27 protein-coding genes are annotated in these 26,369 nt (G+C 74.9%); 17 read left to right on the forward strand and 10 right to left on the reverse strand.

Annotated features, from left to right (window positions below):
* Positions 1–124: 124 nt before the first annotated feature.
* Genes PKA89_RS13050 through PKA89_RS13060 form a run of 3 tightly spaced genes read right to left on the reverse strand, consistent with a single transcriptional unit; the run spans position 125 to position 2,435 of the window.
* Complete coding sequence (locus tag PKA89_RS13050) at positions 125–757, reverse strand: class I SAM-dependent methyltransferase (protein WP_324420117.1); 633 nt, start codon at positions 755–757, stop codon at positions 125–127.
* A 53-nt stretch (positions 758–810) separates the two neighbouring features.
* A complete protein-coding gene (locus PKA89_RS13055) occupies positions 811–981 on the reverse strand; it encodes a hypothetical protein (protein WP_324420119.1) in 171 nt (56 codons plus the stop codon).
* Entirely contained in the window at positions 978–2,435 is a 1,458-nt protein-coding gene (locus PKA89_RS13060) for an FAD-dependent oxidoreductase (protein ID WP_324420121.1), read from the reverse strand. The genes PKA89_RS13055 and PKA89_RS13060 overlap by 4 nt, the downstream gene beginning before the upstream one ends.
* 218 nt (positions 2,436–2,653) lie before the next feature.
* Here PKA89_RS13060 and PKA89_RS13065 point away from each other — a divergent pair, with 218 nt between their 5' ends.
* The 5 genes from PKA89_RS13065 to PKA89_RS13085 all read left to right on the forward strand — a co-directional run bounded on the left by PKA89_RS13065 (position 2,654) and on the right by PKA89_RS13085 (position 7,111).
* Positions 2,654–3,973, forward strand: coding sequence for an NAD(P)-binding protein (locus tag PKA89_RS13065; RefSeq protein ID WP_324420122.1), 1,320 nt, complete (start codon positions 2,654–2,656; stop codon positions 3,971–3,973).
* Positions 3,974–4,039: 66 nt separating this feature from the next.
* Entirely contained in the window at positions 4,040–4,774 is a 735-nt protein-coding gene (locus PKA89_RS13070) for a peroxiredoxin (protein ID WP_324420124.1), read from the forward strand.
* The gene (locus tag PKA89_RS13075; protein ID WP_324420126.1) at positions 4,771–5,778 is read left to right on the forward strand and encodes an SLAC1 anion channel family protein; all 1,008 of its coding nucleotides are present in this window, start codon (positions 4,771–4,773) and stop codon (positions 5,776–5,778) included. Before PKA89_RS13070 ends, PKA89_RS13075 begins: the two co-directional genes overlap by 4 nt.
* Positions 5,779–5,789: 11 nt before the next feature.
* The gene (locus tag PKA89_RS13080) at positions 5,790–6,452 is read left to right on the forward strand and encodes a PIG-L deacetylase family protein (protein WP_324420128.1); all 663 of its coding nucleotides are present in this window, start codon (positions 5,790–5,792) and stop codon (positions 6,450–6,452) included.
* A 26-nt stretch (positions 6,453–6,478) separates the two neighbouring features.
* Positions 6,479–7,111 (forward strand): rhomboid family intramembrane serine protease, encoded by a 633-nt coding sequence (locus tag PKA89_RS13085; RefSeq protein WP_324420130.1) that lies wholly within the window; start codon positions 6,479–6,481, stop codon positions 7,109–7,111.
* On the opposite strand, the gene PKA89_RS13090 is transcribed toward PKA89_RS13085, so the two are convergent.
* Entirely contained in the window at positions 7,103–8,158 is a 1,056-nt protein-coding gene (locus PKA89_RS13090) for an alcohol dehydrogenase catalytic domain-containing protein (RefSeq protein ID WP_324420132.1), read from the reverse strand. The two genes, PKA89_RS13085 and PKA89_RS13090, sit on opposite strands and share 9 nt — an antisense overlap.
* A gap of 689 nt (positions 8,159–8,847) precedes the next feature.
* On the opposite strand from PKA89_RS13090, the gene PKA89_RS13095 reads away from it, so the two are divergent.
* Positions 8,848–9,567 (forward strand): MgtC/SapB family protein, encoded by a 720-nt coding sequence (locus PKA89_RS13095; protein WP_324420134.1) that lies wholly within the window; start codon positions 8,848–8,850, stop codon positions 9,565–9,567.
* A gap of 69 nt (positions 9,568–9,636) precedes the next feature.
* Here PKA89_RS13095 and PKA89_RS13100 read toward each other — a convergent pair whose 3' ends face one another.
* Both PKA89_RS13100 and PKA89_RS13105 read right to left on the reverse strand, forming a co-directional pair.
* Positions 9,637–10,092, reverse strand: coding sequence for a GyrI-like domain-containing protein (locus tag PKA89_RS13100; protein WP_324420136.1), 456 nt, complete (start codon positions 10,090–10,092; stop codon positions 9,637–9,639).
* 83 nt (positions 10,093–10,175) lie between these two features.
* Positions 10,176–11,552, reverse strand: a complete 1,377-nt coding sequence (locus tag PKA89_RS13105; protein ID WP_324420138.1) for a rhodanese-like domain-containing protein — start codon at positions 11,550–11,552, stop codon at positions 10,176–10,178.
* Between the two features lie 272 nt (positions 11,553–11,824).
* On the opposite strand from PKA89_RS13105, the gene PKA89_RS13110 reads away from it, so the two are divergent.
* From PKA89_RS13110 to PKA89_RS13140, 7 genes are read left to right on the forward strand one after another with little or no spacing between them, the layout of a single operon-like run.
* Complete coding sequence (locus PKA89_RS13110) at positions 11,825–13,033, forward strand: substrate-binding domain-containing protein (RefSeq protein ID WP_324420140.1); 1,209 nt, start codon at positions 11,825–11,827, stop codon at positions 13,031–13,033.
* Positions 13,030–13,764: an ABC transporter ATP-binding protein gene (locus tag PKA89_RS13115; protein WP_324420142.1), complete on the forward strand. Its 735-nt coding sequence runs from the start codon at positions 13,030–13,032 to the stop codon at positions 13,762–13,764. Before PKA89_RS13110 ends, PKA89_RS13115 begins: the two co-directional genes overlap by 4 nt.
* On the forward strand, positions 13,761–14,474 hold the full coding sequence (locus tag PKA89_RS13120) for an ABC transporter ATP-binding protein (RefSeq protein ID WP_324420144.1): 714 nt from the start codon (positions 13,761–13,763) through the stop codon (positions 14,472–14,474). The genes PKA89_RS13115 and PKA89_RS13120 overlap by 4 nt, the downstream gene beginning before the upstream one ends.
* Complete coding sequence (locus tag PKA89_RS13125; RefSeq protein ID WP_324420146.1) at positions 14,471–15,355, forward strand: branched-chain amino acid ABC transporter permease; 885 nt, start codon at positions 14,471–14,473, stop codon at positions 15,353–15,355. The genes PKA89_RS13120 and PKA89_RS13125 overlap by 4 nt, the downstream gene beginning before the upstream one ends.
* 5 nt (positions 15,356–15,360) lie before the next feature.
* A complete protein-coding gene (locus tag PKA89_RS13130; RefSeq protein ID WP_324420148.1) occupies positions 15,361–16,419 on the forward strand; it encodes a branched-chain amino acid ABC transporter permease in 1,059 nt (352 codons plus the stop codon).
* On the forward strand, positions 16,416–17,363 hold the full coding sequence (locus PKA89_RS13135; protein WP_324420150.1) for an alpha/beta fold hydrolase: 948 nt from the start codon (positions 16,416–16,418) through the stop codon (positions 17,361–17,363). Before PKA89_RS13130 ends, PKA89_RS13135 begins: the two co-directional genes overlap by 4 nt.
* Before the next feature lie 19 nt (positions 17,364–17,382).
* Positions 17,383–17,619, forward strand: coding sequence for a hypothetical protein (locus tag PKA89_RS13140; protein WP_324420151.1), 237 nt, complete (start codon positions 17,383–17,385; stop codon positions 17,617–17,619).
* Positions 17,620–17,725: 106 nt separating this feature from the next.
* Here the strand turns inward: PKA89_RS13140 and PKA89_RS13145 are convergent, their stop codons facing one another.
* Positions 17,726–19,561 (reverse strand): helix-turn-helix domain-containing protein, encoded by a 1,836-nt coding sequence (locus PKA89_RS13145; protein ID WP_324420153.1) that lies wholly within the window; start codon positions 19,559–19,561, stop codon positions 17,726–17,728.
* A gap of 38 nt (positions 19,562–19,599) precedes the next feature.
* A complete protein-coding gene (locus PKA89_RS13150) occupies positions 19,600–20,370 on the reverse strand; it encodes a 3-hydroxybutyrate dehydrogenase (RefSeq protein WP_324420155.1) in 771 nt (256 codons plus the stop codon).
* A gap of 216 nt (positions 20,371–20,586) precedes the next feature.
* Here PKA89_RS13150 and PKA89_RS13155 point away from each other — a divergent pair, with 216 nt between their 5' ends.
* Positions 20,587–21,036: a rhodanese-like domain-containing protein gene (locus tag PKA89_RS13155; protein WP_324420157.1), complete on the forward strand. Its 450-nt coding sequence runs from the start codon at positions 20,587–20,589 to the stop codon at positions 21,034–21,036.
* A 212-nt stretch (positions 21,037–21,248) separates the two neighbouring features.
* Positions 21,249–22,256, forward strand: coding sequence for a LacI family DNA-binding transcriptional regulator (locus PKA89_RS13160; RefSeq protein WP_324420159.1), 1,008 nt, complete (start codon positions 21,249–21,251; stop codon positions 22,254–22,256).
* On the opposite strand, the gene PKA89_RS13165 is transcribed toward PKA89_RS13160, so the two are convergent.
* Both PKA89_RS13165 and PKA89_RS13170 read right to left on the reverse strand, forming a co-directional pair.
* Positions 22,240–23,469, reverse strand: coding sequence for a cupin domain-containing protein (locus tag PKA89_RS13165; RefSeq protein ID WP_324420161.1), 1,230 nt, complete (start codon positions 23,467–23,469; stop codon positions 22,240–22,242). The genes PKA89_RS13160 and PKA89_RS13165 overlap by 17 nt on opposite strands.
* A complete protein-coding gene (locus tag PKA89_RS13170; RefSeq protein ID WP_324420163.1) occupies positions 23,469–23,663 on the reverse strand; it encodes a hypothetical protein in 195 nt (64 codons plus the stop codon). Before PKA89_RS13170 ends, PKA89_RS13165 begins: the two co-directional genes overlap by 1 nt.
* Positions 23,664–23,768: 105 nt before the next feature.
* Here PKA89_RS13170 and PKA89_RS13175 point away from each other — a divergent pair, with 105 nt between their 5' ends.
* Positions 23,769–25,640, forward strand: a complete 1,872-nt coding sequence (locus PKA89_RS13175; protein ID WP_324420165.1) for a putative nucleotidyltransferase substrate binding domain-containing protein — start codon at positions 23,769–23,771, stop codon at positions 25,638–25,640.
* Entirely contained in the window at positions 25,637–26,335 is a 699-nt protein-coding gene (locus PKA89_RS13180; protein WP_324420167.1) for an exonuclease domain-containing protein, read from the forward strand. The genes PKA89_RS13175 and PKA89_RS13180 overlap by 4 nt, the downstream gene beginning before the upstream one ends.
* Positions 26,336–26,369: the final 34 nt, after the last annotated feature.

Raw genomic sequence — 26,369 nt, forward strand, 5'->3', positions numbered from 1 at the left:
CACTGTGAAGACACCACTCAAAACCGCCGGTTGACAACAGAAGGGAGCCGGTGTGGGGCACTTCTGACGCCCACTGCAGTGCCACGTTCGTACGCCGCGGCGAGCGCGTGATGGAGGTCCTCGGCTATTGCGGGCGGGCGGTGCCGGTGACGAACCAGCCCCAGGCGCGCATCGGGCCGGGTGCGATGTACCGCGCCTCGTCGAGCGTCACCGCGAACCCCGCCGACTCGATGACGCGGGGCAGGTCGCGGTCGACGTGGCAGCCGCCGGCCATCCGGCCCCATACCGGCTGGACGAACCGCTGCACCCGCACCGTGCCGGCATCCGGAGCCAGTGAGTGCTCGACGAAGTGCAGCGCCCCACCGGGTCGCAGCACCCGCCGCGCCTCCACCAGCGCCTGCTCCAGCCGAGGAACCGTGCACAGCGCCCACGCCGTGACGACCGTGTCCACCGAGCCGTCGGGCAAGCCCGAGAGGTCGGCCGCGTCGAGGCTCGTGCGCTCCACCGGCCGCCCGAACGCCGAGACCCGAGGGCCCGCCAGCTCCCACGCGAGGTCCGACGGCTCCGCCGTGAGCACCCGCGTCACGGCCTCCGGGTAGTGCTCGAGGTTCGGACCCGAGCCGAACCCGATGTCGAGGACCACCCCGGTCGCCCGCGAGCACACCGGCCGGCGCCAGCGGTCGACGTCCGAGCCCTGGCAGGCGCGGTGGGTCAGCCGAGGGAGCACCCTCTCGTCCCACCAGCGCCGCGGTCCCATGGGACCAGTGTGTCTCACGGGGCCGCGGCCCGACGAGGCGCCGGAGCCCCGCGTCAGTGGTGGCCCTTGAGGACCATCCGCATGATCCGCAGGTTGAACGCCGCGAACCGGACCGCCTGGAGGGGCAGGCTGCGCCGCTTGCGCAGGGTGCTCTCGGTGGGCAGCGGCGCCTTCGAGAGGTCGGCGACGGGGTCGGGGGTCTGGGTGTGGTCCATGGTGCTCATTCCGGGATGAGGTGCCAGCCGAAGCGGCCCTTGGCCTTGTGGAGGAAGAGGTGGTGGAGCATGAGCTTCACCCAGTGCCCCGCGAGGCGGAGCTGGCCGCGGGTGTCGGGGGTGTCGCGGCGGGTGGGGTAGCGCGAGTAGTCCGGCACGACGGGCATCATCGTCATCGCCGCCGCCGAGCCCCGGCGCATCCCGGCCCCGGCGGACGCGACGCACGCCGCACCCATCCGGGCCATCGACGCCTCGTGCGCGGGCCGCTCGGACCCGTGCTTGATCCGGTCGACGATGGTCATCGCCGCCGTCTTGCCCATGACGCCGGACGGCATGCCGGTGCGCGGCGGCGACGGCGCGATGACCGTGCCGTTCGGGCTCTTGCGCGGACGCGAGATCTGGTGCGGCGGAGCGAAGGCGATGCCGACGGCGAAGACGTTGTCGTAGCCCGGAGCGAGGTACGTGCGCGGCCAGTCGTCGCCCCGCCACTCCTCGTACGGCTTGGCCGTGTAGTCGGCGTCGACCTTCATGAAGCCGCTCGGGGCGAACATCCGGTCCGTGATGTCCTCGCCGTCGCGGTCGTACGCCTTGAGCGGCACACCACCGAACGGCGGCAGGAGCATCCCGAAGTCGAACGCCAGCTCGTGCATCTCGCCGTCGAGGGTCTCGTAGTGGATGACGCCCGGCTCGATGCGGTGCACGTGCGCGCCGAGGATGGCCTCGACGCCGCGCTCGCGGAACAGGCTGGCCGTCCACAGCTCGGAGGTCGTCTCGAAACCCCTCTCCGCGAACGTCATCCCGTCGACGCCGAAGTCGCCGAGCGCGGCCTCGTTGCTCAGGTAGACGACGCGGGCGCGGTCGCGGACGCCGGCCTCGCGCAGCTCGTGGTCGACGTTGAAGACATACTCGAACGCCGCGCCCTCGCAGGTGCACGTGCCGTGGCCCATGCCGACGACGAGGGTCTGGTGCTCGCCGGCCTTCATCCGCTCGATGGCCGCCTGCAGCTCGGCGGCGGCGTGCACGGCGTGGTCGGCGGTGCAGACCGAGACGGTGTGGCCGGCGTCCGGGCCGAGGCCCTCGGTCATCCCGAACTTCAGCTGCGGGCCGGTGGCGTTGATCAGGTAGTCGTAGCGCAGCCGCTCCTCCTCACCGTCGCGCGCGGGGGAGGTGTGCACGACGTCGACGGCGCCGCGGGCGCCCTCGGCGTCACCCTCCGGGCGGATGGCGACCGCCTTGGCCTGGACGAACCGGATCCCCTTCTTGCGGTACACGGGCTCGAGCGGGAAGACGACGTCCTGCTTCCCCATCTTCCCGACCCCGACCCAGATGTTGCTGGGGATCCAGTTCCAGCGGGAGTTGGGCGACACGACGGTCACCGTGTGGCCCTTCGGCAGCAGGCGGCTCAGGTGCAGGGCCGCGGTGTGCCCCGCGACGCCCGCGCCGAGGACGACGACATCGGCCATGGCTTCGTCTCCTTCGACGAGTGGGTGGTCACCTCGACGGTATACCCGCAGGGGTATGGGTTCCATGTGTTTCGGATCACCCGTCACCGATACCCAGCGGGGTATACACTCGGGCTCAGTCCGGCCGGACCTGCGGCGCCGGGTCGGGTGGTCTGCCCGGCGCCGCGCCCGGACTGCTCCTCCTCGCACGAGACGCCCGCCCGCCTCCGGAGGTGACCGTGAGCCACCCGCGCATCCTCGTCGTCGGCGACCTCGAGCCGACCCGCCTCCTCTGCTCGCTGCTCGCGGACGAGGGGGCCGCCGTGGTCCACCTGCTCGACCCCGACGAGGCGGCCCTGCGCGCGGCCCTCGCCGAACCGGTCGACGGGGTGGCGGTCGTCGTCCGGGGCGACCTCCTCGCGCTGCGCTACGCCCTGCTCGTCGAGCACCTGCGGCCCGGGGTGCGCATCGTCGTGACCATCTTCGACCGCACGCTCGGCCGGCACCTGGCCCAGACCCTGCCGTCGTGCACGGTCACCTCGCCGGCCGACGTCGCCGCTCCCGCGGTCGCGGCGGCGTGCGTCCGGCCGGGGGCGCTGGCCGTGGTGACCGGCCCGAATGGCGAACACGAGCTCGTCGAGGGACCGGACGGTGCCGAGCTGCGCCCCGGTGGTCCGGAGCCGGAGGGATGGGCCACGCGGCTCGGGCGCTGGGTGCCGCGGCGGTACGGCGGCTCCGAGGGCATCCTCGTGCTCGGGCTCGGGGGGTTGCTCGCGACGATCGCGCTCGAGTGGGTGCTCGGGGTCAGCGTCCTCCACGAGGGGCTCGTCGCGGGTTTCTACGGGTCGGCCCGGTTGGTCGCGACCGTCGGGCCGGCGGCGGCCGAGGCGCACGGGGCACCGGGCTGGTACCTCGTCGTCTCCGGGCTGCTCATGCTCGTCGGCATCGCCTTCACCGGCGCGCTGGTCGCCGGGCTGGTCGAGTGGATCGTCGGGTCGCGCTCGGCCGCGCTCGTCGGCCCCCGGCGGGTGCCGGCCCGCGACCACGTCGTCGTCGCCGGCCTCGGCCAGGTCGGGCTGCGGGTGGCCGAGCTGCTGCGCGAGCTGCGCGTGCCGGTGGTCGTCGTCGAGCGGACGGAGGGCGCGCCGAACCTCGCGGCCGCCCGGGCCGCGCGCATCCCGGTCGTCGTCGGGGACGCCGGCTCCCGGGCGGTGCTCGCGCGGGTGGGCGTCGGGCGGGCCCGCGCGGTCGCGGCGATGGGCTCCGAGGACCTCGACAACGTCGCCGTCGCCATCAACGCGCTCGCCGTCGCCCCGGACGTGCGGGTCGTGCTGCGGGCCGGCGAGGGAGCGGCCGTGACCGAGACGACGTCGCTGTTCCGCATCGGTCAGGTGAGCGACGTCGCGGTGATGACGGCCGCGTGGGTGTGTGCGTCGGTGCGCGGCCGGACGCCGCGGGTCGTCTGGGTCAGCGACCACCAGGTGGGGGTGCTCGACGACTCCGGCGACTCCCGCCGGGATGCGCCCCTCCGGTGCGTGTGCGACGGGTCCGCGGTGTGACCTGCATCATACCCCAGGGGGTATAGAATCGAGGCGTCAGCAACCACCTCACGAGGAGCACGACCCGTGACCGCCACCGTCGAGTCCACCGCCACGCCCACCACCACCTCCATGCCGCGGATCGGGGACCCCGCCCCGGTCTTCACCGCGCAGACCACGCAGGGCGAGATCCACTTCCCCGGCGACTACGCCGGCCGGTGGGTCATCCTCTTCTCGCACCCGGCGGACTTCACGCCCGTCTGCACGACGGAGTTCATGACCTTCGCCTCGCTGGAGGCCGAGTTCGCGGCGTACAACACGGCGCTCGTCGGGCTGTCCGTCGACGGCCTCTACAGCCACATCGCCTGGCTGCGAACCATCAAGGACCGCATCGAGTTCCGCGACATGAAGGACGTCGAGGTGACCTTCCCGCTCATCGACGACGTGTCGATGGAGGTCGCGACGAAGTACGGGATGATCATGCCCGGCGAGGACTCGACCAAGGCCGTGCGCGCGGTCTTCGTCGTCGACCCGCGCGGGGTCGTGCGGACGATCGTCTACTACCCGCTGAGCCTCGGCCGGAACTTCGACGAGCTGCTCCGGGTGGTCAAGGCGTTGCAGACCGCCGACGCGTTCGACGTCGCCACGCCGGCCGACTGGCGCCCCGGCGACCGCGTCATCGTCCCGCCGGCCGGGTCCTGCGGCACGGCCAAGGAGCGGATGGAGGGCGCCGAGGAGGGCGTCGAGTGCGTCGACTGGTTCTTCTGCACCAAGGAGCTGCCCGCCGACGTCGTCGAGTCGACCATCCGCACCGGGTCATGAGCGCGGGGGTCGCGACGGCGGTTTCCGGTGCAGCGCCGGCGGTCGCCTCGCAGCGGTCGCTGGCGCACCTGCCGGTCACCCTCTTCTCCTCGGTGATGGGCCTCGGCGGGGTCTCGCTCGCCTGGCGGCGGGCGGCCTCGGTCTGGGACCTGCCCTCGTGGCCGGCGCTCACCTTCCTCGCGCTGGCGGCGGCGGCGTTCGTCGTCGTCGGCGTCGCCTATGTCGTCAAGTGGGTGCGCTTCCCGGAGGCGGCCCGGGCCGAGCTGCGCCATCCCGTCCGGATGACCTTCGCCCCCACCGTGACCATCTCCCTGCTCGTCCTCGCGACGGCCGGGCAGTCGGTCGCGCCGGCGGTGGCGTCGGTCCTGTGGTGGGTGGGGGCGGTCGGGCACCTGCTCGCGACGGTGGCCGTCATCAGCGCCTGGTTCGGGCGGGCGGACATCCTCCACGGGTCCGTGACGCCGGCGTGGTTCATCCCCGTGGTCGGCAACGTCGTCACGCCGCTGGCCGCCCGCGAGATCGGCTCGGTCGAGCTCGCGTGGTTCGCCTTCGGTGTCGGGATGGTCTTCTGGGTCGGGCTGCTGCCGCTGCTGCTGCAGCGCGTGCTGCTGCACGATGCGGGGCTGCCCGAGAAGCTGCTGCCGACGGTGGCCATCTTCGTCGCGCCGCCGGCCGTGGCCATGCTGTCCTGGGGCGCGCTGGCCGGCGGGGTCGGGGACCCGGTGGGTCGGGTGCTGTACGCCTCCTCGATGGCCTTCGTCGCCATCCTCATCGGGCAGGTCGGCCGGCTGCGGCGCATCCCCTTCGCCCTGCCGTACTGGGCCTACACCTTCCCGCTGGCCGCGGCCGCGGCGGCGGCGGTCGCGATGGCCGGCGCCCGCCCGCAGGTGGCGTACGACGTCGTCGCGTGGCTGCTGCTCGGCGGGACGACGGTGCTCGTGCTGGTCGTCAGTGCCCTGACCCTGCGGGCCGCCGCCCAGCGGCGGATCTGCCTACCGGAGTGAGGGAGTCGGCCGTGCCTGTCGGGACCCTGCCCCCGTGGAAGCGGGTGCTCGCCGTCGTGGCGCACCCGGACGACGAGTCCTTCGGGCTCGGCGCACTACTGGATGCGTTCGGCCGAGCCGGCGCCGAGGTGCACGTGCTGTGCCTGACGCGTGGCGAGGCGTCGACGCTCGGCGACGTCCCGGGCGACCTGGCCGCGGTGCGTGACGCCGAGCTGCGTTCCGCCGCAGCGGCCCTCGGCATCACGCACGCGTCGCTGTGCGGGCACCCGGACGGCGGCCTGGCCGAGGTGCCCGACTCCGTCGTGCGGGCCGACGTCGCGGGCGAGGTGGAGCGGGTGCAGCCGGACGGGCTCGTCGTGTTCGACCCCGTCGCCGGGGTCACCGGGCACGCCGACCACGCGGCGGCCTCGGTGGCCGCGGTGGCGGTGGGGGAGTCGCTCGGGGTGCCGGTGCTCGGCTGGGCCCTGCCGGAGGTGGTCGCGGCCAACTTGGGGGAGGGGACCGGGGCCGGTTGCGGGGGGAACCCGGCGGGGGTGATCACCGCGGTGGTCTTCAACCGCACCCGCCAGCTCGAGGCGGTGCGTTGCCACGCGACGCAGGCGGTGCCGGGCAGCGTGCTCTGGCGGCGCCTCGAGCTGCTCGGTGACCGGGAGTTCGGGCGCGCCCTGGTGTGAGGCGAGCGTGAGGCACGCTGGTGCCCATGGTCGACACCGTGGTGGGGATCGCGTTCTACGCCGTCGTCGTCCTGGCGATGCTCACCGCACTGCGCGCCGTCGCCGCGGGACGGGAACCATCCCCTCCTCGACCGTCGGCGGCGGCGGTGGGGCTCTGGCTCGTCGTCGCGGTGCCGTCGCTGGTGCAGCTCGCCGTCCCGGAGCTGCTCCCCGCTCTGGAGCGTGACGCCGGGCTGATCCGGGCCGGGCAGGTGTGGCGGCTCGTGACCAGCGCGGTCGTCCAGGACGGTGGGCTCGTCGGCACCGTCTCGAACCTCGTCATCCTCGCCATCGCCGTCGTCGCCGCCGAGCGGTACTGGGGTGGGCGACGGACGTGGGTCACCTTCTGGGTCGCTGTGGTCGGCGCAGACCTCCTGGTCCTGGGCGTCGAACCGGTCGGCGGCGGCAACTCGATGGCGACCCTCGCCCTCGCGTGCGCGGTGGCGTCGAACGCACTTGCGTCGCCCTCGCGGCGCTGGGCCTGGCCGCCCGCGGTCGGCGTCCTCGTGGCGGTCGGTGTGATCGTGGCGGCAGGGAACTACCACGCTGTCGCGTGCGCCCTGGGGCTGCTGCTCGGGCTGGTGCCGCCGAGGGGCCCGCGGACCGACTCGTCAGCGTGACGGGTCGACGAGGACCATCCCGCGCGAGCCGGCTGCGCCCATCCGGGTGAGGAGGTCACCTGCCTCGGCGAGGCCGACCGGGTCGCCGGGGGCGAGGAGCGCGGTGAGGTCGAGGCGGCCGGCGGCGACGTCGGCGAGCAGCGTTGCGTAGTCGCGGGCGGCCATCCCGTGGCTGCCGAGGACGTCGAGCTCCCAGCCGATGACGCGCTCCATCGGGACGTCGGTCGGGCCGGCCGCCGGCGGCAGCAACCCGACCTGGACGTGGCGGCCGCGTCGGCCGAGGGCGAGGAGGCCGGTGCGGCACGCGGCGGGGGAGCCGACGGCCTCGATGCCGACGCGCGCGCCGCCGCCGGACCAGGTGGCGACGGCGTCGACGAGGTCGGCCTCGGAGAGCGTTGCGTCGAGGGTGAGCTCGGCGCCGAGGGCGGTGGCGCGGTCGCGGGAGGCGGGATCGGGGTCGACGGCGCAGACCCGGGCGCCGCGAGCGACGGCGATGCTGGTGGCGGCCAGCCCGACGCCGCCGCAGCCGATGACGAGGACGGTGTCGCCCTCGGCGACGCGTCCGCGGGCGACGACGGCGCGGTGGGCGGTGGCGACGCGGCATCCGAGTCCGGCTGCGGTCGTGGGTGGGACGGCCTCGGGGAGCTCGACGAGGTTGGTCGGTGCGGCGTGGACGAGGACGCGCTCGGCGAAGCATCCGGGGTCGGTGAAGCCGGGCTGGCGCTGGTGCGGGCACACCTGGCCGTCGCCGGCGCGGCAGGTGTCGCAGGCGCCGCAGGCCTGGACGAACGGGGCGGTGACGGCGCGCCCGAGCCATCCGGGGTCGACGCCGTCGCCGACGGACTCGACGACGCCGGCCAGCTCGTGTCCGGGGACGTGCGGGAAGGACGCGATGTCGCCGTCGTGGCCCATCCAGCCGTGCCAGTCGCTGCGGCAGAGGCCGGCGCTCGTGACCCGGACGACGGCGGCGCCGGGGGGCGCTTGCGGGTCGGGCAGCGCGGTGACCCGCGGCGATTCGCGGAAGGCGTCGTAGACGAGGGCGCGCACGGTGCCCAGCCTGCCAGCGGAGCGCTGGGCGCGGGGTGCGGCATCTCGCGGGAGGTCCTCCCGGGCTGAGGGGCGGTGTCCCGCGGGAGTAGTCGTCGGGCCGCTATCGGGTGCCCCTCCTCGGGGGGCAACCACGACGGGCGGCTGGTCACGGCTCTCGGGGAGGACCTGTCGTGCCGCTGTCGGGTGCCCCTCCTCGGGGGGCAACCACGACGGGCGGTTGGTTTCGGCTCTCGGGGGAGGACCTGTTGTGCCCGCTATCGGGTGCCCCTCCTCGGGGGGCAACCACGACGGGCGGCTGGTCACGGCTCTCGGAGGAGGACCTGTTGTGCCGCTATCGGTTGCCCCTCCTCGCGGGGCAACCACGACGAGCGGCCGATTGCACCGCAGCGTGATGCACCCGGAATGAGCGGCTGGTTGCGCCAGTCGCCGGGGCAACCCGCCGCTCGTCTCAGGTGCACCGGCTACCGGCGCACCGGACCGCTCGTCGGGGTTGCTTCCTGGGGAGGGGCATCCGATAGTCGCGGGAACCGCACCCCCCGGATGGTGGGCCGCCGGACCGCTCGTCGGGGTTGCTTCCTGGGGAGGGGCACCCGATGGTCGCGGCGCCGACACCTGCCGCGTCCCGGTCGCCGACCCCGCCGCCTCGCGCGGCCCGGGCACGACCCCGGCCGGGTTAGGTTGGCGGGATGGCCACCGCGGACCGACTGCTCGACCTCAGCGGGCAGGGCTGGGTTCAGGTCACCGAGCTCGCCGTGGCCATGCTGCTCTCGCTCGCCATCGGCTTCGAGCGCCAGGTGCAGCAGAAGTCCGCCGGTCTGCGCACCTACACGCTCGTCGGCACCGGCTCCGCCCTCTGGGTCCTCGTCAGCAAGTACGGCTTCGCCGACGTGCTCGGCAGCCAGGTCTCGTACGACCCCTCGCGCGTCGCGGCGGGCATCGTCAGCGGGCTCGGCTTCATCGGTGCCGGCGTCATCTTCATGCGCCGCGACACCGTGCGCGGCCTGACCACCGCCGCGAGCATCTGGATGACCTCCGCCGTCGGGGCCGCTGCCGGAACCGGCCTCCTCCTTCTCGCGACGGCGACGACGCTCGCCTACTTCCTCCTCATGTACGGCATCCACCCGCTCGGTCGCCTCGCCGCCCGCTTCCGCCCGCACGTGTTCGGCCTGCGCATCACCTACGAGGACGGCCGTGGGCTGCTGCGCGACATCATCGACGCCGTGACGACGGCCGGGCTCTCCGTCGAGGAGCTGCGCAGCCGCCGGCGCGACGACGACGGCGCCGCCGCGCTCGTCGACGTCACCCTCGTCCTCGCCGGCTCGACCGACCTCGCCCGGCTCACCGCGCGGCTCGACGAGATGGCGGGCGTCCGGGGCGTGACGACCGGCGACGCCCTCGAGGAGTGAGCGCACAGGCACCACGGCCCGAGGCGTCCCGCGCCCCGCGCCGCGCCGCGCCCGGCCCCGGCCCCGGGCTCAGTCCACCAGGGCGACCAGGCGCGTCCGCCACCCGGCGGGGTCACCCTCGGGCTCGGTGAGGTACTCCTCCCAGAACTCGCCCCGAGGGGCCAGGCCCCGCCCGGCGGTCCATGCCGTGAGCGCCTGCCAGGAGACGGAGAGCGTGTCGTAGGGACCCACGTGGACCCCGACGACCGCCCGCCCGCCCGGCCGCTCGTGGAGCCCGGCCGCACCGTCGAGCGTGTGCACGTCGCCGACCACGGCGAACCCGGCGGACACGTCGACCGTGTCGGTGGGCATCGAGTGGTACCAGGCGAACGGAGGGACGGTGACCCGTCCCCCGGCGTCCGCCACCGCCTCGGCGACCAGGGTCAACGCGGTGCCGAAGAACTCGGGGAGCTCGCCGACGGGCACCGTCCGGCGAAGGGTGGCCACGGTGGTGGCAGGAACGGTCTCGAGGTCGAAGTCGGTCATGATGCCTCCTCGCCTCCAGCGTCCTCCCGCCCGGACGTCCCGCCGCGGGGATGTGAGCAAGCGGTCAGGCGGACGCGCCGAGGTCAGGCCGGGGCGTGCGCCTGGTCCCAGGCCGCGTAGCCACCGAGCAGGTCGGAGACGTCGTCGAAACCCTTGGCGCGCAGCAGGCTCGTGCCGACCGAGCTGCGCCAGCCGCCGGCGCAGTAGACGACCACCGGCCGGTCGGCGTCCAGCTCACCACTGCGCCGTGCCAGCTCGGCGAGCGGGATGTGCCGGGCACCCGGGACCATCCCGGCCTCGACCTCGCCGGCGTTGCGGATGTCGACGAGCTGGACCTCGGGCCGCTCGGCGGCCTCCGCGACCTCGGTGACGGTGAGCCGGCTGGCCCGCGCCACGTGGTCGGCGTGTGCGAGGAAGTAGCCCTCGACGTCGGCGACGTACCCGACGACGTGGTCGTAGCCGATGCGGGAGAAGCGGGTCGCGACCTCCTGCTCGGCCCCCTCGGGGGCGACGACGACGATCCGCTGCTCGGGCGCGAAGACCATCCCGACCGTCTCGGCCATCCGGCCGTCGACCGGCACGTTGACCGAGCCGGTCAGGTGCGCGGCCGCGAACTCCTGCGGGTCGCGGGCGTCGTGCACCACCGCGCCGGACGCGAGCGCCGCGTCGACCTCGTCGGCCGAGAGCGCCGGAACACTCGCCCCGAGCTCGCGGACGCCACGCTCCTGGCGGTTGAGGACCGCGTTGTAGACGAAGTACTCGGGGGCGCTCGGCTGGCCGGCGGTGACGACGGCGAGGAACTCGGCCTCCGTCATCGGCTGGCAGGCGTAGTTGAGGCGGCGCTGCTCGCCGATCGTCGACTGCTTCTCGGTCGAGAGGTTCTTGCCGCAGGCCGAGCCGGCGCCGTGCGCCGGGAAGACGCGGACGGCGTCGTCGAGACCCATCAGCCGGTGCTGGATCGAGTCGTAGAGCATCCGGCCGAGCTCGTCGGCGGTCACGCCGATCGAGGCGAGCAGGTCGGGGCGCCCGACGTCGCCGATGAACAGGGCGTCGCCGGTCAGCACGCCGTACGCGACCTCGTCGTCGGCGTGCTCGTACACGAGGACCGAGATCGACTCGGGGGTGTGCCCGGGCGTGGCCATGATCTCGAGGGTCACGTCGCCGAGGGAGATGCGCTCGCCGTCGGTGAGGTGGCGGATGTCGAAGTCGGCCTGCGCGGCCTCGCCGTAGCCGATCCAGGCGCCGGTCTCGCGGGCCAGCTCGAGGTGGCCGGAGACGAAGTCGGCGTGGAAGTGGGTGTTGACGACACCGACGATGGTCAGGCCGCGGGCGGCGGCGTCGGCGACGTACTCGGCGACGTCGCGGCGGGGGTCGACGACGACAGCCTGGCCGGTGCCCTCGTCGGCGACGAGGTATGAAGCCTGCGACAGGCAGTCGAGGTAGTACTGGGTGAAGATCACGGCGGGTCCTCCGGCGGGGTCTGGGGTCGGCGGGGTGTGGTTCCCCGGTCACTGGCACATACCCTAGGGGGTATCTGTCCACCATGCAACAGCGCCCGGGTCCGCGGATGTTCCCCGGGCCGCCCGGTGGTGCCGAGACACATCCCGCAGCGCCCGATGTGGGGACAGCGCCCACGGTTCGCCGTGGGCTCTCGCCCTAGCGTCGCCGCAGCGGACGGGGCGTCACCGGAATCGTGTGGGCAATGGCGCGAGCGCCCCCCGGAGGAGGAACCGTGTCCCGACGTCTCGTGCTCGCGGCGGCCAGCGCCGTCCTGTCCCTCGCCCTCGCGGCCTGCGGGTCCCCGGGCCAGCCGGGCTCGGCCGGCGGCGGCTCGGACGCCTCCGCGTCCGGCTCCCCGCTGAAGGTGGGCCTCGTCTACAGCAAGACCGGCCCGCTCGCGACGTACGGCGAGCAGTACCGCCAGGGCTTCACCGCCGGCCTCGACTACGCGACCAAGGGCACGAACGCCGTCAAGGGTCGGACCGTCGAGATCGCCGAACAGGACGACGCCGGCGACCCGGCGAAGGCAGTCTCCGCCGCGACCGACCTCATCGGCCAGGGCGTCAAGGTGCTCGCCGGCTCGACGTCGTCGGGCGTCGCGCTCCAGGTCGCCCCGCTCGCCCAGGACAACAAGGTCCTCTTCATCTCGGGCCCGGCCGCCGTCGACGCGGTCACCGGCGCCAACAAGTACACGTTCCGGTCCGGCCGGCAGACCTACCAGGACGTCGCGACCGCCGGCACGATGATCGGCGACGTCCAGGGCAAGAAGGTCACCGTCCTCGCCCAGGACAGCGCGTTCGGCAAGGCCAACGTCGCCGCCGTCACCGCGGTGCTCGGGGGCAAGGGCGCCACCGTCTCGCCGGTCGAGGTGCCGGCCGCCGCCACCGAGTTCACCCCGTTCGCCTCGAAGGTCAAGGCCGCCAAGCCCGACCTGCTCTTCGTCGCGTGGGCCGGCGCCAACGCCACCCAGATGTGGACCTCGCTCTCCCAGCAGGGCGTCTTCGACGTGACGACCGTCGTCACCGGCCTCGACATCAAGCCGACCCACGCCCTGTTCGGGGCGTCGGCGACGAAGATCGACTTCCTCTCGCACTTCTTCGACGGCGCGGCCGACAACGCCGCCTACCAGGCCCTCGACGCCGGGATGAAGAAGCAGGGCGGCACCGTCGACCTGTTCACCAACGACGGCTTCGTCGCCGCGCAGATGATCGTCCACGCCCTCGAGGCGAGCGCCGACGACACCGGCGCGATGGTCAAGGCCCTCGAGGGCTGGAGCTTCGAGGGGCCCAAGGGCTCGATGGAGATCCGCGCCGAGGACCACGCGCTGCTCCAGCCGATGTTCACCGCCTCCCTCGTCAAGGAGGGCGACGGCTACGTCGCGAAGCTGGACAAGACGCTCGACCCGGCCGCCGTCGCGCCGCCGGTCACGCCCTTCAAGTGATCGGTGCCGAGGGCGTCGGCTGGCGGGTCGGTGGCGCCCGCATCCTCGAGGACGTCTCCCTGACCGTCGGCGCCGGCGAGCTCGTCGGCATCATCGGGCCGAACGGCGCCGGCAAGTCCTCGCTCGTCAACATCCTCTCCGGGGTGACCCGCCCGAGCAGCGGGCGGGTCACCCTCGGGGGCGCCGACGTCTCGCGGGCGTCGGCCACCCGGCGCTCGCGGATGGGACTCGCCCGCTCGTTCCAGACCTCGGCCCTGTTCGACGGGCTGAGCGCCGGCGAGAACGTGCGGCTGGCCGTCCAGGGGGCCGGACCGGCGCCCGGCTCGCCGTTCCGCCGCGCCGGCACGGTCGCCCGGGAGCGGGTCGAGGCGCTCCTCGAGCGCGTCCGGATGGGCGGGACCGCGGGCACGCCGGCCCGCGACCTGTCGCACGGTGGCCGCCGCAAGCTCGAGCTCGCGATGGCCCTGGCGTCCGAGCCGCGGGCGCTGCTCCTCGACGAGCCGATGGCCGGCGTCTCCGCCGAGGACGTCGACGGCCTGACGACGATCATCGGCGAGGTCCGCGACTCCGGCGTGGCCGTCGCGATGGTCGAGCACCACATGCACGTCGTCCTCGGGCTGGCCGACCGCGTCGCCGTCCTGCACCACGGCTCGCTGCTCGCCGTCGGTGCCCCGGACGAGGTGACCGCCGACGAGCGGGTCCAGCAGGCCTACCTCGGGGAGGCGCTGTGAGCAGCGTCCTCGTCCTCGACGACGTGCACGTCCGCTACGGCGGCTCACACGTCCTCCAGGGCGTCTCGTTCGAGGTGCCGGACACCGGGGTCACCGCGCTGCTCGGCCGCAACGGCGTCGGCAAGACGACGACGCTCAAGGCGGTCCTCGGGCTCGCGCCGCGCACCGGCCGGATCACGGTGCGGGGAAGGGACATCGGCGGCGAGCGGGCGCACCGCATCGTGGCGGGTGGCGTCGGCTACGTGCCCGAGGACCGCGAGGTGTTCGGCGGCCTCACCGTCGAGGAGAACCTCCGGCTGGTCGACCCGGACGCCGGCGCCGACGCCCCCATCGTCCGCGAGCTCTTCCCCGACCTCGTCGACCGCCGGGCCCAGCGCGCCGGCACGCTCTCGGGCGGGCAGCAGCAGATGGTCGCCCTCGCGCGGGTCCTGCTGCGCGAGAACGACCTCCTGCTCGTCGACGAGCCGACCAAGGGGCTGGCGCCGAAGCTCGTCACCGAGGTGGCCGACGTCCTCGCGCGGGTGGCCACGACGACGCCGGTGCTCCTCGTCGAGCAGAACCTTCCGCTCGTCCGGCGGATCGCCGACACCGTCGTCGTCCTCGACGCCGGTCGGGTCGTGCACCGCGGCGAGGCGCGGGCGCTCGTCGACGACCCGGCCCTGACCACCGAGCTGCTCGGCGTCTCGATGCGACGGGAGGGCGCCGCGTGAGCGACCTCGTCCTCATCCTCGTCACCGGGCTCGGCCTCGGGGCCCTCTACTTCCTCGCCGCGAGCGGGCTGTCGCTCGTCTACGGACTGATGGGCGTGCTCAACTTCGCCCACGGCGCCTTCGTGACGGCCGGCGGCTACGCGGCGTGGCTGACGATGGACGCGCTCCCGAACTCGCTCGGGGTCGGGGTGCGGCTGCTCGTCGCCGCGGTCGTGGCCGTCCTCGTCGGTGCCGTCGTCGGTGTCGTCGTCGAGGTCGTCCTCATCCGACCGCTGTACCGGCACCACATCCAGCAGGTGCTCGTCACCGTCGGTCTCTCGCTCGCCGCCGTCGCTGCGACCCAGGGCATCTGGGGCGCCGACCCGCACCCCGTCGAGAAGCCCGCGTGGATGGCCGGCACGGTCGAGCTGCTCGGGGCACGGCTGCCGGTCGACCGGTTCGTCTACGTCGCGGTGGCGCTGGCCCTGTTCGCCGGCCTCGTCGCACTGCTGCGGTACACGCGCCTCGGGCTCGTCATCCGGGCCGGCGTCGAGAACCGCACGATGGTCGAGGCGCTCGGAATCGACGTGCAGCGGACCTTCACCGTCGTGTTCGCGCTCGGCGGGGCGGTCGCGGCGCTCGCCGGGGTCCTGTACTCGCAGTACGCCGGCACCGTCTCACCCGGGCAGGGCGGCTCGCTGCTCATCTACGCGTTCATCGTCGTCGTCATCGGCGGGATGGGGTCGCTGACCGGCACCGCCGTCGCCGCGCTCGCCGTCGGGCTGGTCCAGCAGCTCGCCAACTACTACGCGGCGAGCGGCATCGGCGACCTGTCGGTCGTCCTCCTCCTCGCCCTCGTCCTCCTCCTGCGGCCCTCGTCGCTGAAGGGAGCCACCGCATGAGCCGCATGAGCCGCATGACGTCGAGCCCGGGCCGCCGGTCGCTGCTGCGGGTCGTGCCGCCGTTCGTCCTCCTCGCCGTGCTCGCCTACCTGCCGTACCTGCCGGTGGAGCTGCCCGGCGTGCTGCCCGGGCGGGTCAACGGGCCCGGGTCGATGCAGCTGCTCGCCACCTGCCTCGTCTTCGCCGGGTTCGCCCTCTCCTACGACGTGCTGTTCGGCCGCACCGGGCTGCTCAGCTTCGGGCACGCGCTCTTCGTCGCGGCGGGGTCCTACCTGCTGACCGTCTCCCTGTCGGCGTGGTCGCTCCCGCTCGGGGTCTCCGTGGTCGTGGCGCTCGGCGGGAGCACGCTGCTGGCCCTCGTCGTCGGGGCGGTCGCGCTGCGGGTGGGCGGCATCGCCTTCGCGATGGTCACGCTCGCCTTCGCGCAGGCCGCCTCGATCGTCGTCCTGCGCGACCCGGGCGGCATCACCGGCGGCGAGGAGGGGAAGGCGCTGCCGCGGGCCGCCGTGCCGGACGCCCTGGTCGGGGTGCAGAACGCTCCGTACCGGTACTGGCTCGCCCTCGGCTTCGTCGTCGTCGCGGTCGTCGTCGTGCGGCTGCTCGTCGCCTCGCGGGCCGGCCACGCGATGGCCGCGGTGCGCGAGAACGAGTCGCGCGCAGCGGTCCTCGGCATCGGCACCTACCGGGTCAAGCTGCTGGCCATCGTCGTGGGGAGCTTCCTCGGCGCCCTCGGGGGCGTGGTGCACGCGCTCGTGCTCGGGGGGTCGGGGCCGCACCTCACGACCTCGGAGTTCACGCTGTCGCTGCTCGTCATGGTCGTGCTCGGCGGTGCCGGGAGCACGTGGGGCGCGCTGCTCGGCGGGTTCCTCTACCACTACGCCGACGCCCGGCTCACCGAGGCGAGCGGCTCCGGCCTGTTCGAGTCGCTGCCCGACGGCCTCCGGTCGGTTCTCGGCCAACCGCTGTTCGTCCTCGGTATCTTCTTCGTCCTCGTCGTCTACTTCGCCCCGGCGGGCCTCGCCGGGATCGGAGGACGAGTCGTCCGGAAGGCGGTCCGTCCGTGAGCACCGAACCCACGTTCTCCCTCGAGGTCCCCGAGGGGGAGATCGGCGTGCACGACCTCTCCGGCGGGCCGGTCGCCGACGACGCCCCGACCGTGCTGCTCGTCCACGGCATCACGGCGAACGGGTTGTCCTGGACCCGGGTCGCCGACGAGCTCGTGCGGCGGCACGGACCGGGGTCGCTGCGGGTGCTCGCACCCGACCTGCGGGGCCGGGCGAGCAGCGCCGGAGCCGGGGCCCCGTACGGCCTCGCCGCCCACGCCGAGGACCTCGTCGGCATCGCGTCCGCGTTCGCGGTGACGCCCGTCCTCGTCGGCCACTCGATGGGTGGCTTCGTCGCGGCGCTCGCGGCGGCCCGGCATCCGGAGCGGTTCTCCGGCGTCGTCCTCGTCGACGGCGGCCTGGCCTTCCCGCCGCCGCCCGAGCTCGACATCGACGCGGCGCTGACGGCGACCATCGGGCCGGCGATGCAGCGGCTCTCGATGCGCTTCGGCTCGCCGGAGGAGTACCTCGCCTTCTGGGACGCGCACCCGGCGCTCGGTCCGGTGCTGCGGGGTCCCGCCGGGGATGCCGCCCGCCGGTACGTCCTGCACGACCTGGTGCCGGCGGACGGCGGAGCCGGCGACGGGGGCGGCTGGCGCAGCTCGTGCGTCCTCGACGCGGTGCGGGCCGACGGCGCGGACGTCCTCGCCGACCCCGAGACGCACGCGGGCGCGCGACGGGCGGTCCTCGAGCACGGGTTGCCGGTCGAGCTCGTGTGGGCGCACCGCGGGCTGATGGACGAGCCGCAGGGTCTCTACGACCCGCAACGGATCGCCGCGCTCGACCTGCCGGCGGCCCTGCGGACGACCGAGGTCGACGCGAACCACTACTCGGTGGTCCTCGAGGAGCCGGGGGTCGGCGCCGTCGTCGACGCCGTCGAGCGGATGCTCCCCGCCGCCCGCTGACGCGGCGGATACTGGGGGCGTGCCCTCGTCGACGGCCCCGGCCCTCACGGCGCTCGCCGTCGCCGCGCTGCTCGCGGCGATCGGCGCCTGGGTGCTGCGCGACGCCCGTGAGCACGAGGCCGGCGGCCATCCGGTCGTCGCGAGAGTCGGCGGCCTGAGCATCGAGCGCCCGGAGGTCTGGGCCGGCCTCTGCCTCCTCGTCGTCGTCCTCGGGCTGCCGCTCTACCTCGTCGCCCGCGGGTCGTCGGCCCCCTGACCGCCCGCCTCCTGCCCCGAACGTGTGTGAAGAACGCCGGCATGCCGACGTTCTTCACACACGTTCGCGAAAGGAGCGGGGGCAGGGAGGGGGGCGGCGCGAAGGGTCAGTCGGTGGGGAGGAGGGCGCGCATCCGGAGGGCGAGCTGCAGCTCGAGCGAGCGCTCGGGCTCCTGCCAGCCGTCGCCGAGCAGCGCCCCGATGCGCTCGAGCCGCTGGGCGACGGTGTTGACGTGGACGTGCAGCCGGCCGGCGGCGTGCCGCGGCGAGCGACCGGCGTCGAACCAGGCGGCGAGCGTTCCGACGAGGTCGGTGCCGCGGCGGGCGTCGTAGCCGAGCAGCGGCCCGAGCTCGCGGGTGACGTACGAGGCGACGTCCGGGTCCGAGCCGACGATGAGGCCGGCGAACCCGAGCTGGGTGGCGGCGGCGCCCTCCCCGCGCCGGCCGAGGGCGACGAGGGCCGCGACGGTGCGGGCCGCCTCGACGTGCGCCTCCGGGATGCCGGCGACCCCGCGCAGCGGACCGACGCCCGACACCGTCACCTCGCCGCGGCGCCCGACCCGCGCGGCGACGGACGCCGCGAGGGCGCCCGGGTCGTCGCCGGGGACCAGCGCGACGACGTCGCCCTCGTGCACGCCGACGAGCGCCCCGTCCCCGGTCGCGGCGGACGCCGAGAGGGCCAGCGCGCGGGTGGAGGTCGAGGCGTCGCCGCGCAGGACGAGGAGGCAGAACGGCGCGTCGGTGTCGGTGCCGGCCGAGCGGACCAGCTGCACCCGGTCCTCCTCCGGTCCCCGGGCGGCGACGAGCTCGGAGACCACCCGGTTGCGGGCCGCCTGCCGGGTGTCGGCGGCCTGGCGCTCGAAGAGGAGGACGAGGGCGGTGACGACACCGGCCCGCTCGACGGTGCGCCGGTCGGCGTCCGCGAGGTCACCCGTGCCGCCGACGAAGAGCGTCGCGAGGTGCTCGTCCGCGGTGGCGACGGCGAGGCCGTGCACGCCGCCGGCGGTGACCAGCCGGCCGGCGCCGAGGTCGGGGAAGGACTGGGGCACGACGGCTCCCGGGGACGCGCTGCGCACCGAGCCGTCCTCGTCGACGAGGGCCGCCCAGCCGCCGAGCAGGTCGGCCAGCGCGTGCGTGAGGTCGTCGACCCCGCCACCGCCGAGCACGAGGGAGGCGAACCGGTCGTGGGCGGCCGCCGCCTTCTCGATGCCGTCGGCGTACTGGCGCACCGTCTCGTGGGCCTCGGAGAGGGCGGCCAGCGCCGACTCGGCGTCGGCGAGCGCCCGCGTCTGGACGAGCGTCACGGCGGCGAGCGTCGCGAGGTTGCCGAGCAGGCCCACCTCCTCGCGGGTGAACGGCCGCGGGGTGCGGTTGGCGGCGAACAGGACTCCGACGAAGTCGTTCTCGACGAGCAGCGGCGTGCCGCAGATGGCGATGATGCCCTCCTCGGACACCGCGCCGTCGATGTCGGTCGTGTGCCGGAAGCGGTCGTCGTTCCAGTAGTCGGCCGTCCAGTAGGGCTTCCGGGTCGAGGCGACGAGCCCGCCGAGCCCGGCCCCGAGCTCGAGGCGCACCGACTGGAAGGCCGCCGAGATCGAGCCGTCGGTGGCCCGCATGTAGGTGTCGCCGGCCTCGGGGTCGTAGAGGGTCAGGTAGGTGAGGTCTGTGCCGATGAGCGCCCGGGCCCGCCGGACGATGGCGTCGAGCACCTGGCCGGTGTCGCTCTCGCTGGCCAGCGCGCGGGCGGTCTCGAGCAGCGCGGAGAGCCCGGCCTCCCGGCGCTGGTGCACCTCGCGGGCGGCCGCCACCCGGACGGCCAGCTCGCGCGCCTCGGGTGGGGCTGGTGCGGCCGCGACCTCGGCGACGGACGCGTCGTCGGCCAGCAGCGCGAGCAGGCCGAGGGCGCCGTCGCCGGTGCCCTCCCGCTGCGCCTCGTCCACCATCCCGCCGATCCTAGGGACCATGGCCGGGCCGCCGGCGCTCAGTGCGCCGTCCACCCGCCGTCCATGACGAACGAGGTGCCGTTGACCGACGCCGACGCCGGCCCGCAGAGGAAGAGCGCGAGGGCGGCGACCTCCTCCGGCTCGACGAGGCGCTTGACGGCGACCGGCTCGAGCATCACCGTCTCGAGGACCTCGTCCTCGGGGATGCCGTGCGAGCGGGCCTGGTCGGCGACCTGCTTCTCGACGAGCGGCGTGCGCACGTACGCCGGGTTGACGCAGTTCGACGTGACGCCCCTCGGCCCGCCCTCGAGCGCGACCACCTTGGAGAGCCCCTCGAGCCCGTGCTTGGCCGACACGTACGCCGCCTTGTAGGCGCTCGCCCGCAGCCCGTGCACGCTCGAGACGTTGACCACCCGGCCCCAGCCACGCGCGTACATGTGCGGCAGCGACTGGCGCACCAGCCGGAAGGGCGCCGCGAGCATCAGGTCGAGGATCAGGTCGAACCGCTCGAGCGGGAAGTCCTCGACCGGGCTGACGTGCTGGATCCCGGCGTTGTTGACGAGGACGTCGACGGCGGTCGGCAGCGACGCGAGGGCGTCGAGGTCGGTGAGGTCGGCGACGAGGGGCTCGATGCCGTCGGCCGCCACGCGGGCCAGGCCCTCGGCGTCGCGGTCGACGGCGTGGACCCGTGCGCCGGCGCCGGCGAGGGCCCGCGCCACCGCAGCGCCGATGCCGCTCGCGGCGCCGGTGACGAGGGCGGTGCGACCGTCGAGGTCGACCGGGGTGGACGGGGCGCTGGCGTCGGTCATGGTCGTGGACCCTAGGGACGGTGTGGTCGCGCACCGGTGTGGCCGACATCCACAAAGTCGCGGATGTGGTGTGCGCTGTCGCCAGCCGGTCCCACGAAGGACCGGTGCGGTTCACGGGGAGGATGACAGCCCGGACGAACCTATACCTAGGGGGGTATACGATGGCTGCGCCGCACCGCCCGCGCGGCCACGACCTCGACCCCCTCGGGAGCACCCATGCCTCTCCGCCGACTCCTCGCGGCGCTCGCCCTCTCCCTCCTCGCCACCGGCTCGCTCGCCGCGTGCGGCGACGGCGGCGCCGACGTCAGCGCCACGGCCGGCGCCGCGGCCACCGCCGCGCCCGCCGCCGGCTCCCACCTCGACGCCGCCGGCTTCGCGGCCGCCCTGCGCCGCCCTGGCACGACGGTGCTCGACGTGCGCACCCCGGCCGAGTTCGCCGCGGGCCACCTGCCGGGTGCGGTGAACGTCGACATCGAGGGCGCGGCCTTCGGCACCCAGCTCGCGGCCCTCGACCCCGCCGGTGCGTACGCGGTGTACTGCCGCTCGGGCAGCCGCAGCGCGGCCGCCCTCGACGCGATGGCGCAGGCCGGCTTCACCGGTGCCTACGACCTGGCCGGTGGGATCGGCGCCTGGCAGCAGGCCGGTGGCGAGGTCGTCACCGGCTGAGGACGCGCCCGGCCGCGGGCCCGACGAGCCACCGGGGTCACGGTTCGGACACGACTGACGACGACCTCCTGCGCCGCCGGCCCGCGCGTGGCAATACTGGTGCCGTGACGGATGGGAGCGCTCCCACGGCGGGTCCCCCGACCGTGCCCGCGGCCCCTCCGCACCCGTCCGGCACCCGTGCCGTGGCCGCCATCAGGGAACCCGGCCACGGCATGGGAGCCGGGCGGCCCCCCACCCTCGCCGACGTCGCGGCCCTCGCCGGTGTCGGCCGCGGCACCGCGTCGCGGGTGCTCAACGACTCCCCGCACGTCAGCCCGGCCGCTCGCACGGCGGTGCAGGCCGCCGTCGAGGCCCTCGGCTACGTCCCGAACCACGCGGCGCGCTCGCTCGTGACCCGGCGCACCGGCACGGTCGCCCTCGTCGTCTCCGAGCCGGGGGAGCGGGTCTTCAACGAGCCGTACTTCGCGGCGATCGTCCGGGGGATCGGCGAGGCCCTCGCGGCCAGCGGGGTGCAGCTCGTCCTGACCATGGCCGGTGAGCAGCCGGCCGCGGGCCGGGCCGCGACCTACCTCACCGACCGGCACGTCGACGGCGTCCTCCTCCTCTCCCTGCACGCCGAGGACCCACTGCCCGACCTCCTCGAGGCGCGGGGGGTCCCGACCGTCTGCGGGGGCAGCCCGGCGACGCGGCGGCCGGCGTACGTCGTCGACGCCGACAACCTCGCGGGCGGGCGGGCGGCCGTCGACCACCTCGTCGCGGGCGGGCGGCGGCGCCTGGCCGTCCTCGCCGGCCCGCAGGACATGTCCTCCGGGCGGGACCGCCTCGTCGGGGCGCTCGACGCCGCGGAGGCCGCCGGGCTGGCGCGGCCCGAGGTCGCCTGGGGCGACTACTCCGAGGAGAGCGGGCGCCGGGCGATGGCCGAGCTGCTCGCCGGCGGACCGCCGCCGGACGGCGTCTTCGCCGCGTCCGACCTGATGGCCGTCGGTGCCCTGCGCGCGCTGCGTGACGCCGGGCTCGCCGTGCCGCGCGACGTCGCCCTCGTCGGTTTCGACGACGCCCCGGTCTGCCGGCACACCGACCCCGAGCTGACCACCGTGCGCCAGCCGGTGAGCCGGATGGGCCGGGTGATGGCCGAGGTGCTGCTCGAGCGCATCGCCGGACGCGAGGTGCCCGCCGACACCGTCCTCCCGACCCGGCTCGTCGTCAGGGGGTCGGCGTAGCCGGGACGAGGACGCCGGCGAGGGCCAGCCGGCGCCGCAGGGCCGGCGCGAGGTCGTCGGGCCCACGCGTCCCCGCGAGCAGCCCGGCCACCGCCTCGCGGTCCGCGCCCGCCTCGACGCGGCCGACACGGGTGACGAGCACGTCGCCCTCCCAGCGGGCCGCGAGGCCACGGCGCAGCCGCCACCGAGGGCCGACCTCGGCCTCCGCGGCGTCGCGCTGGGCGAGGACGTCGAGGGGCTCGGCGCGCTCGGCCGCCCGGGCCCGCCCGGCCAGCGCGGCCGCCAGCTCCTCGTCGGTGACGGCGTCGATCGCCCGGATGAGGTTCTCGCGCAGTTCTTCCCGAGCAGTGGCGACCGTCTCGGCATCCAGCACGTCGACCCCGACGGGCAGCGCCTCGCGCAGCGTCGGCACCTCGTCGAGGTGGGGCCCGGCAGCGGCGAGCAGGTCGTCGACGAGCGTGCGCCGGGTCCACACGTGGACGCCGAAGGTCAGGTGGATGCTCGTGCCGCCGAGGGCGGTCGCGGAGTGCAGCCACCCGCGCGGCAGGTAGAGGCAGTCCCCGGGCCGGAGCACGGCGTCGACGACCGGCTCCTGCTCCGCGGCGACCCGGACGGCCTCGCGCCGGTCGGTCCACGGCTCGGTGCGCAGCGGCGCCTCCAGCACGGGCGGACGCACCCGCCAGTGCTTCTCGCCCTGCACCTGGACGACGAAGACGTCGTGGACGTCGTAGTGGTCGTCGAACCCGCGGTTCTGCGGCGGGGTGACGTAGGCGTTGGCCTGCACGGGGTGGCCGAGGTCGGCGGCGAGGCGACGAGCGCTCTCGGACACCGGGGCCCAGGTGCGGTGCAGCGCCTGGAGGACGATCGTGGCACCCTCGGCGAAGAGCCGCAGCACGCGGTCCTCGCTCACCTGGTCGCCGATCGAGGCGCCGACGCCGCCGCCCAGCGTCAGGTCGTGCGCCGGGACCGTCGCGCCGTCGCGGGCCATCCGCAGGAACGGGGTGCGCAGCCCGCGCCGGGAGAGGAGCTCGTCGACCGCCGCGGCGTCGAACCCGTGCCGCGCCGGTGGCAGGTCGGCCGCGCGGGTCAGCAGTGGCGCCCGGCCCCACACCGCGTCGGCGAACCGCGTCGGGTCGGCGACGAACGCGCCGAGCCCCCGGCCGCCCTCCCGAAGGGAGGGGGTCGAGGGCTCGGCGCGTCCGGGGTCGGCCATCAGGCCCCGTCGGCCCCGCCGTCGGCGCCGCCGTCGTGCTCGCCCGGGGTGCCGGACTCGTCCGCGCCGCTGTCGGCGCGACCCTCGGGACCCGCGCCGCCGTCGGCGCCGCCGTCGTGCTCGCCGGGGACGCCGGGCTCGGCGCCGCTGTCGGCCGGACCCTCGTCCGGGGTCTGCGTCGGGTTCTCGCTCATCGTGCCCACCCTTCTCCGGGGTGCCGAGCCGGCACCCGTGTCCTGCCATTCCAGCAGGTCAGACTGCTGTTGTGGGCCTCGTGCGCACGCTGGGACGATGGGGGCATGCCCCTCGAAGTCGAGCTGGCCGAGGTCCGCGACTTCCTGGCCCGCCACGAGCCGTTCGCGGGGCTGCCCGCCGCCGCGCTCGAGTCCCTGCCGGCACGGATGTCGGTCGAGTACTTCCGCCGGGGCACCGAGATCATCGCGCGCGGCCAGGACAACCACCACCTCTACGTCCTGCGCTCCGGGGCCGCCGACGTGCACGACGAGCAGGGCACGCTCGTCGACCGGGGTGCGGCGGGCAGCTCCTTCGGCTCGATCACCCTGACCCGCGGCAACCCCTCCACCTTCTCGGTCACCACCATCGAGGACTCGCTCGCCCTCCTGCTGCCCGAGGAGGACTTCCACGCACTGTGCCGGGCCCATCCGGCGTTCGACGCGTTCTACGACGCCCAGCGCCGCAGCCGGATGCGCGGAGCCGTGGCCGAGCTGCGGGTCTCCGCGACCGGCAGCGCCATCCTCACCACCCCCGTGCGCGAGCTCGTCACGCGCGAGCTCGTCGCCGTCCCGACGACCGCGAGCATCCGGGAGGCCGCCGTCGCGATGGCCGAGCAGCGGGTCTCGTCGCTGCTCGTCATGGACGGCGACCGGCTGGCCGGCATCCTCACCGACCGCGACCTGCGCACCCGCGTCCTCGCGACCGGAACCGACCCCGCGGGGCCGGTCAGCGCGGTGATGACCGGCGACCCCGTCACCGCGTCCGTCGAGTCGCTCGCCTTCGAGGCGCTGCTGGAGATGACGAGCCGGCGCATCCACCACCTGCCCGTCGTCGACGCCACCGGCCGTCCCGCGGGCATCGTCACGACGACCGACCTGCTCCGGCTCGAGGAGGCCAACCCGGTCTACCTCGCCGGCGACGTCGCCAAGCAGCCGGACGTCGAGGGCGTCGCGCGGGCGGCCTCCCGCCTGCCCCGGGTCGTCGAGGCGCTCGTCGGCCAGGACGCGTCGGCCGACGACATCGGCCGGGTCGTCACGGCCGTCGGCGACGCGGTCGAGCGCCGGGTCATCGCCCTCGCGGAGGCCGAGCTCGGCCCGCCCCCGGTCCCGTACTGCTGGGTGGCGCTCGGCTCGCGGGCCCGGCTCGAGCAGGCGCTCGCCACCGACCAGGACACCGCGGTCATCATCGACGACGCCGTCGACGCGGCCGGGCTCGCGTGGTTCGAGGCACTCGCCGAACGGGTGACCGACGGCCTTGTCCGCTGCGGCTACCCGCGGTGCAAGGGCGACATGATGGCCTCGAACCCGCGCTGGCGACGGCCGCTCGCCCGGTGGCGCACCGAGCTGACCACGTGGCTCACGGCCCCGACCCCCGAGGCGGTCCTGCACTCCTCGATCTTCTTCGACATGCGGCCGGTCCACGGCGACGAGTCGCTCCACGCGCGCCTGCAGCGCCACGTCCTGCGGGCCGCCCCGGAGGCGCGCACCTTCCTCACCCACCTCGCCCGGCAGGCGGGGGCCCACGAGCCGCCGCTCGGCTTCTTCCGTGGCTTCGTCCTCGAGAAGGCCGGCGAGCACCGGGACACCCTGGACATCAAGCGCGGCGGGGTGCTGCCGGTGGTCGAGCTGGCCCGCGTGCACGCCCTGGCCATCGGCTCGCCCGCGGTCAACACCCGCGCCCGGATCGAGGCCGCCCGGCTCGCGGGCGTGCTCGGCGACGAGCTCGCCGACGACCTGCGCGACGCGTTCGAGTTCATCGGCTACGTCCGGCTGCGTCACCAGAGCGAGCAGGTGCGCGCCGGCCGGCCGACGGACAACTTCGTCGCCCCGGACGACCTGTCGAGCTTCGAGAAGCACCACCTGCGGGAGGCCTTCGCCATCGTGCGCTCCGCGCAGCACTCGCTCGGCCGGCGCTACCTCACCCACGTCGTCTCGTGACGCTGCTGCGCCGCTCGGTCGACGCGCGCCGGCAGCGGGCCGCGCGCCGGGCCCGACCGGGGCCGCTCGCCGACTTCCTCGCCGTGCCGGGGCCGGACCGCGCGACGCCCGTCCACGACCTGCCGCTGCTGGCGGTCGACATCGAGACCACCGGCCTGGACCCGGCGACCGACCGGGTCCTCTCGGTCGGGTGGGTGCCGCTGGACGGCGACCGGGTGGTGCTCGCCGGTGCCGGCCACCTCCTCGTCGGCGACGGGGGCGAGGTGGGCCGCAGCGCGACCGTGCACGGCATCACCGACGACGCCGTCGCCGGGGGCCGCCCGCTGGAGGAGGTGCTCGGGGCGCTGCTCGGGGCGCTCGCCGGCCGCGCGCTGCTCGCCCACTTCGCCCGGGTCGAGACCGGCTTCCTCGGGGCGGCCTGCACCCGGCTGTGGGGTGCGGGCCTGCCGGTCGAGGTCGTCGACACCTTCGAGCTGGAGCGCCGCGCACTCGGCGGCGGGTGGGACGCCGCGTCCGACCCGGGAGCGTTGCGGCTGTGGGCGGCCCGGGCCCGCCGCGGCCTGCCGGTCTACCGCGCCCACGAGGCCCTGACCGATGCCCTCGCCTGCGCGGAGCTCTACCTCGCCCAGCGGGCCGAGCTGGAGGCGGCTGCACCCCCCGAGACGACGACGACCCTCCGCCACGTCGTGGCGTGAGGGTCGTTCTGCGTGCTGCTGGCCCCCCGGAGGG

Source organism: Phycicoccus sp. (genome assembly GCF_035325325.1).
GTDB lineage: Bacteria > Actinomycetota > Actinomycetes > Actinomycetales > Dermatophilaceae > Phycicoccus.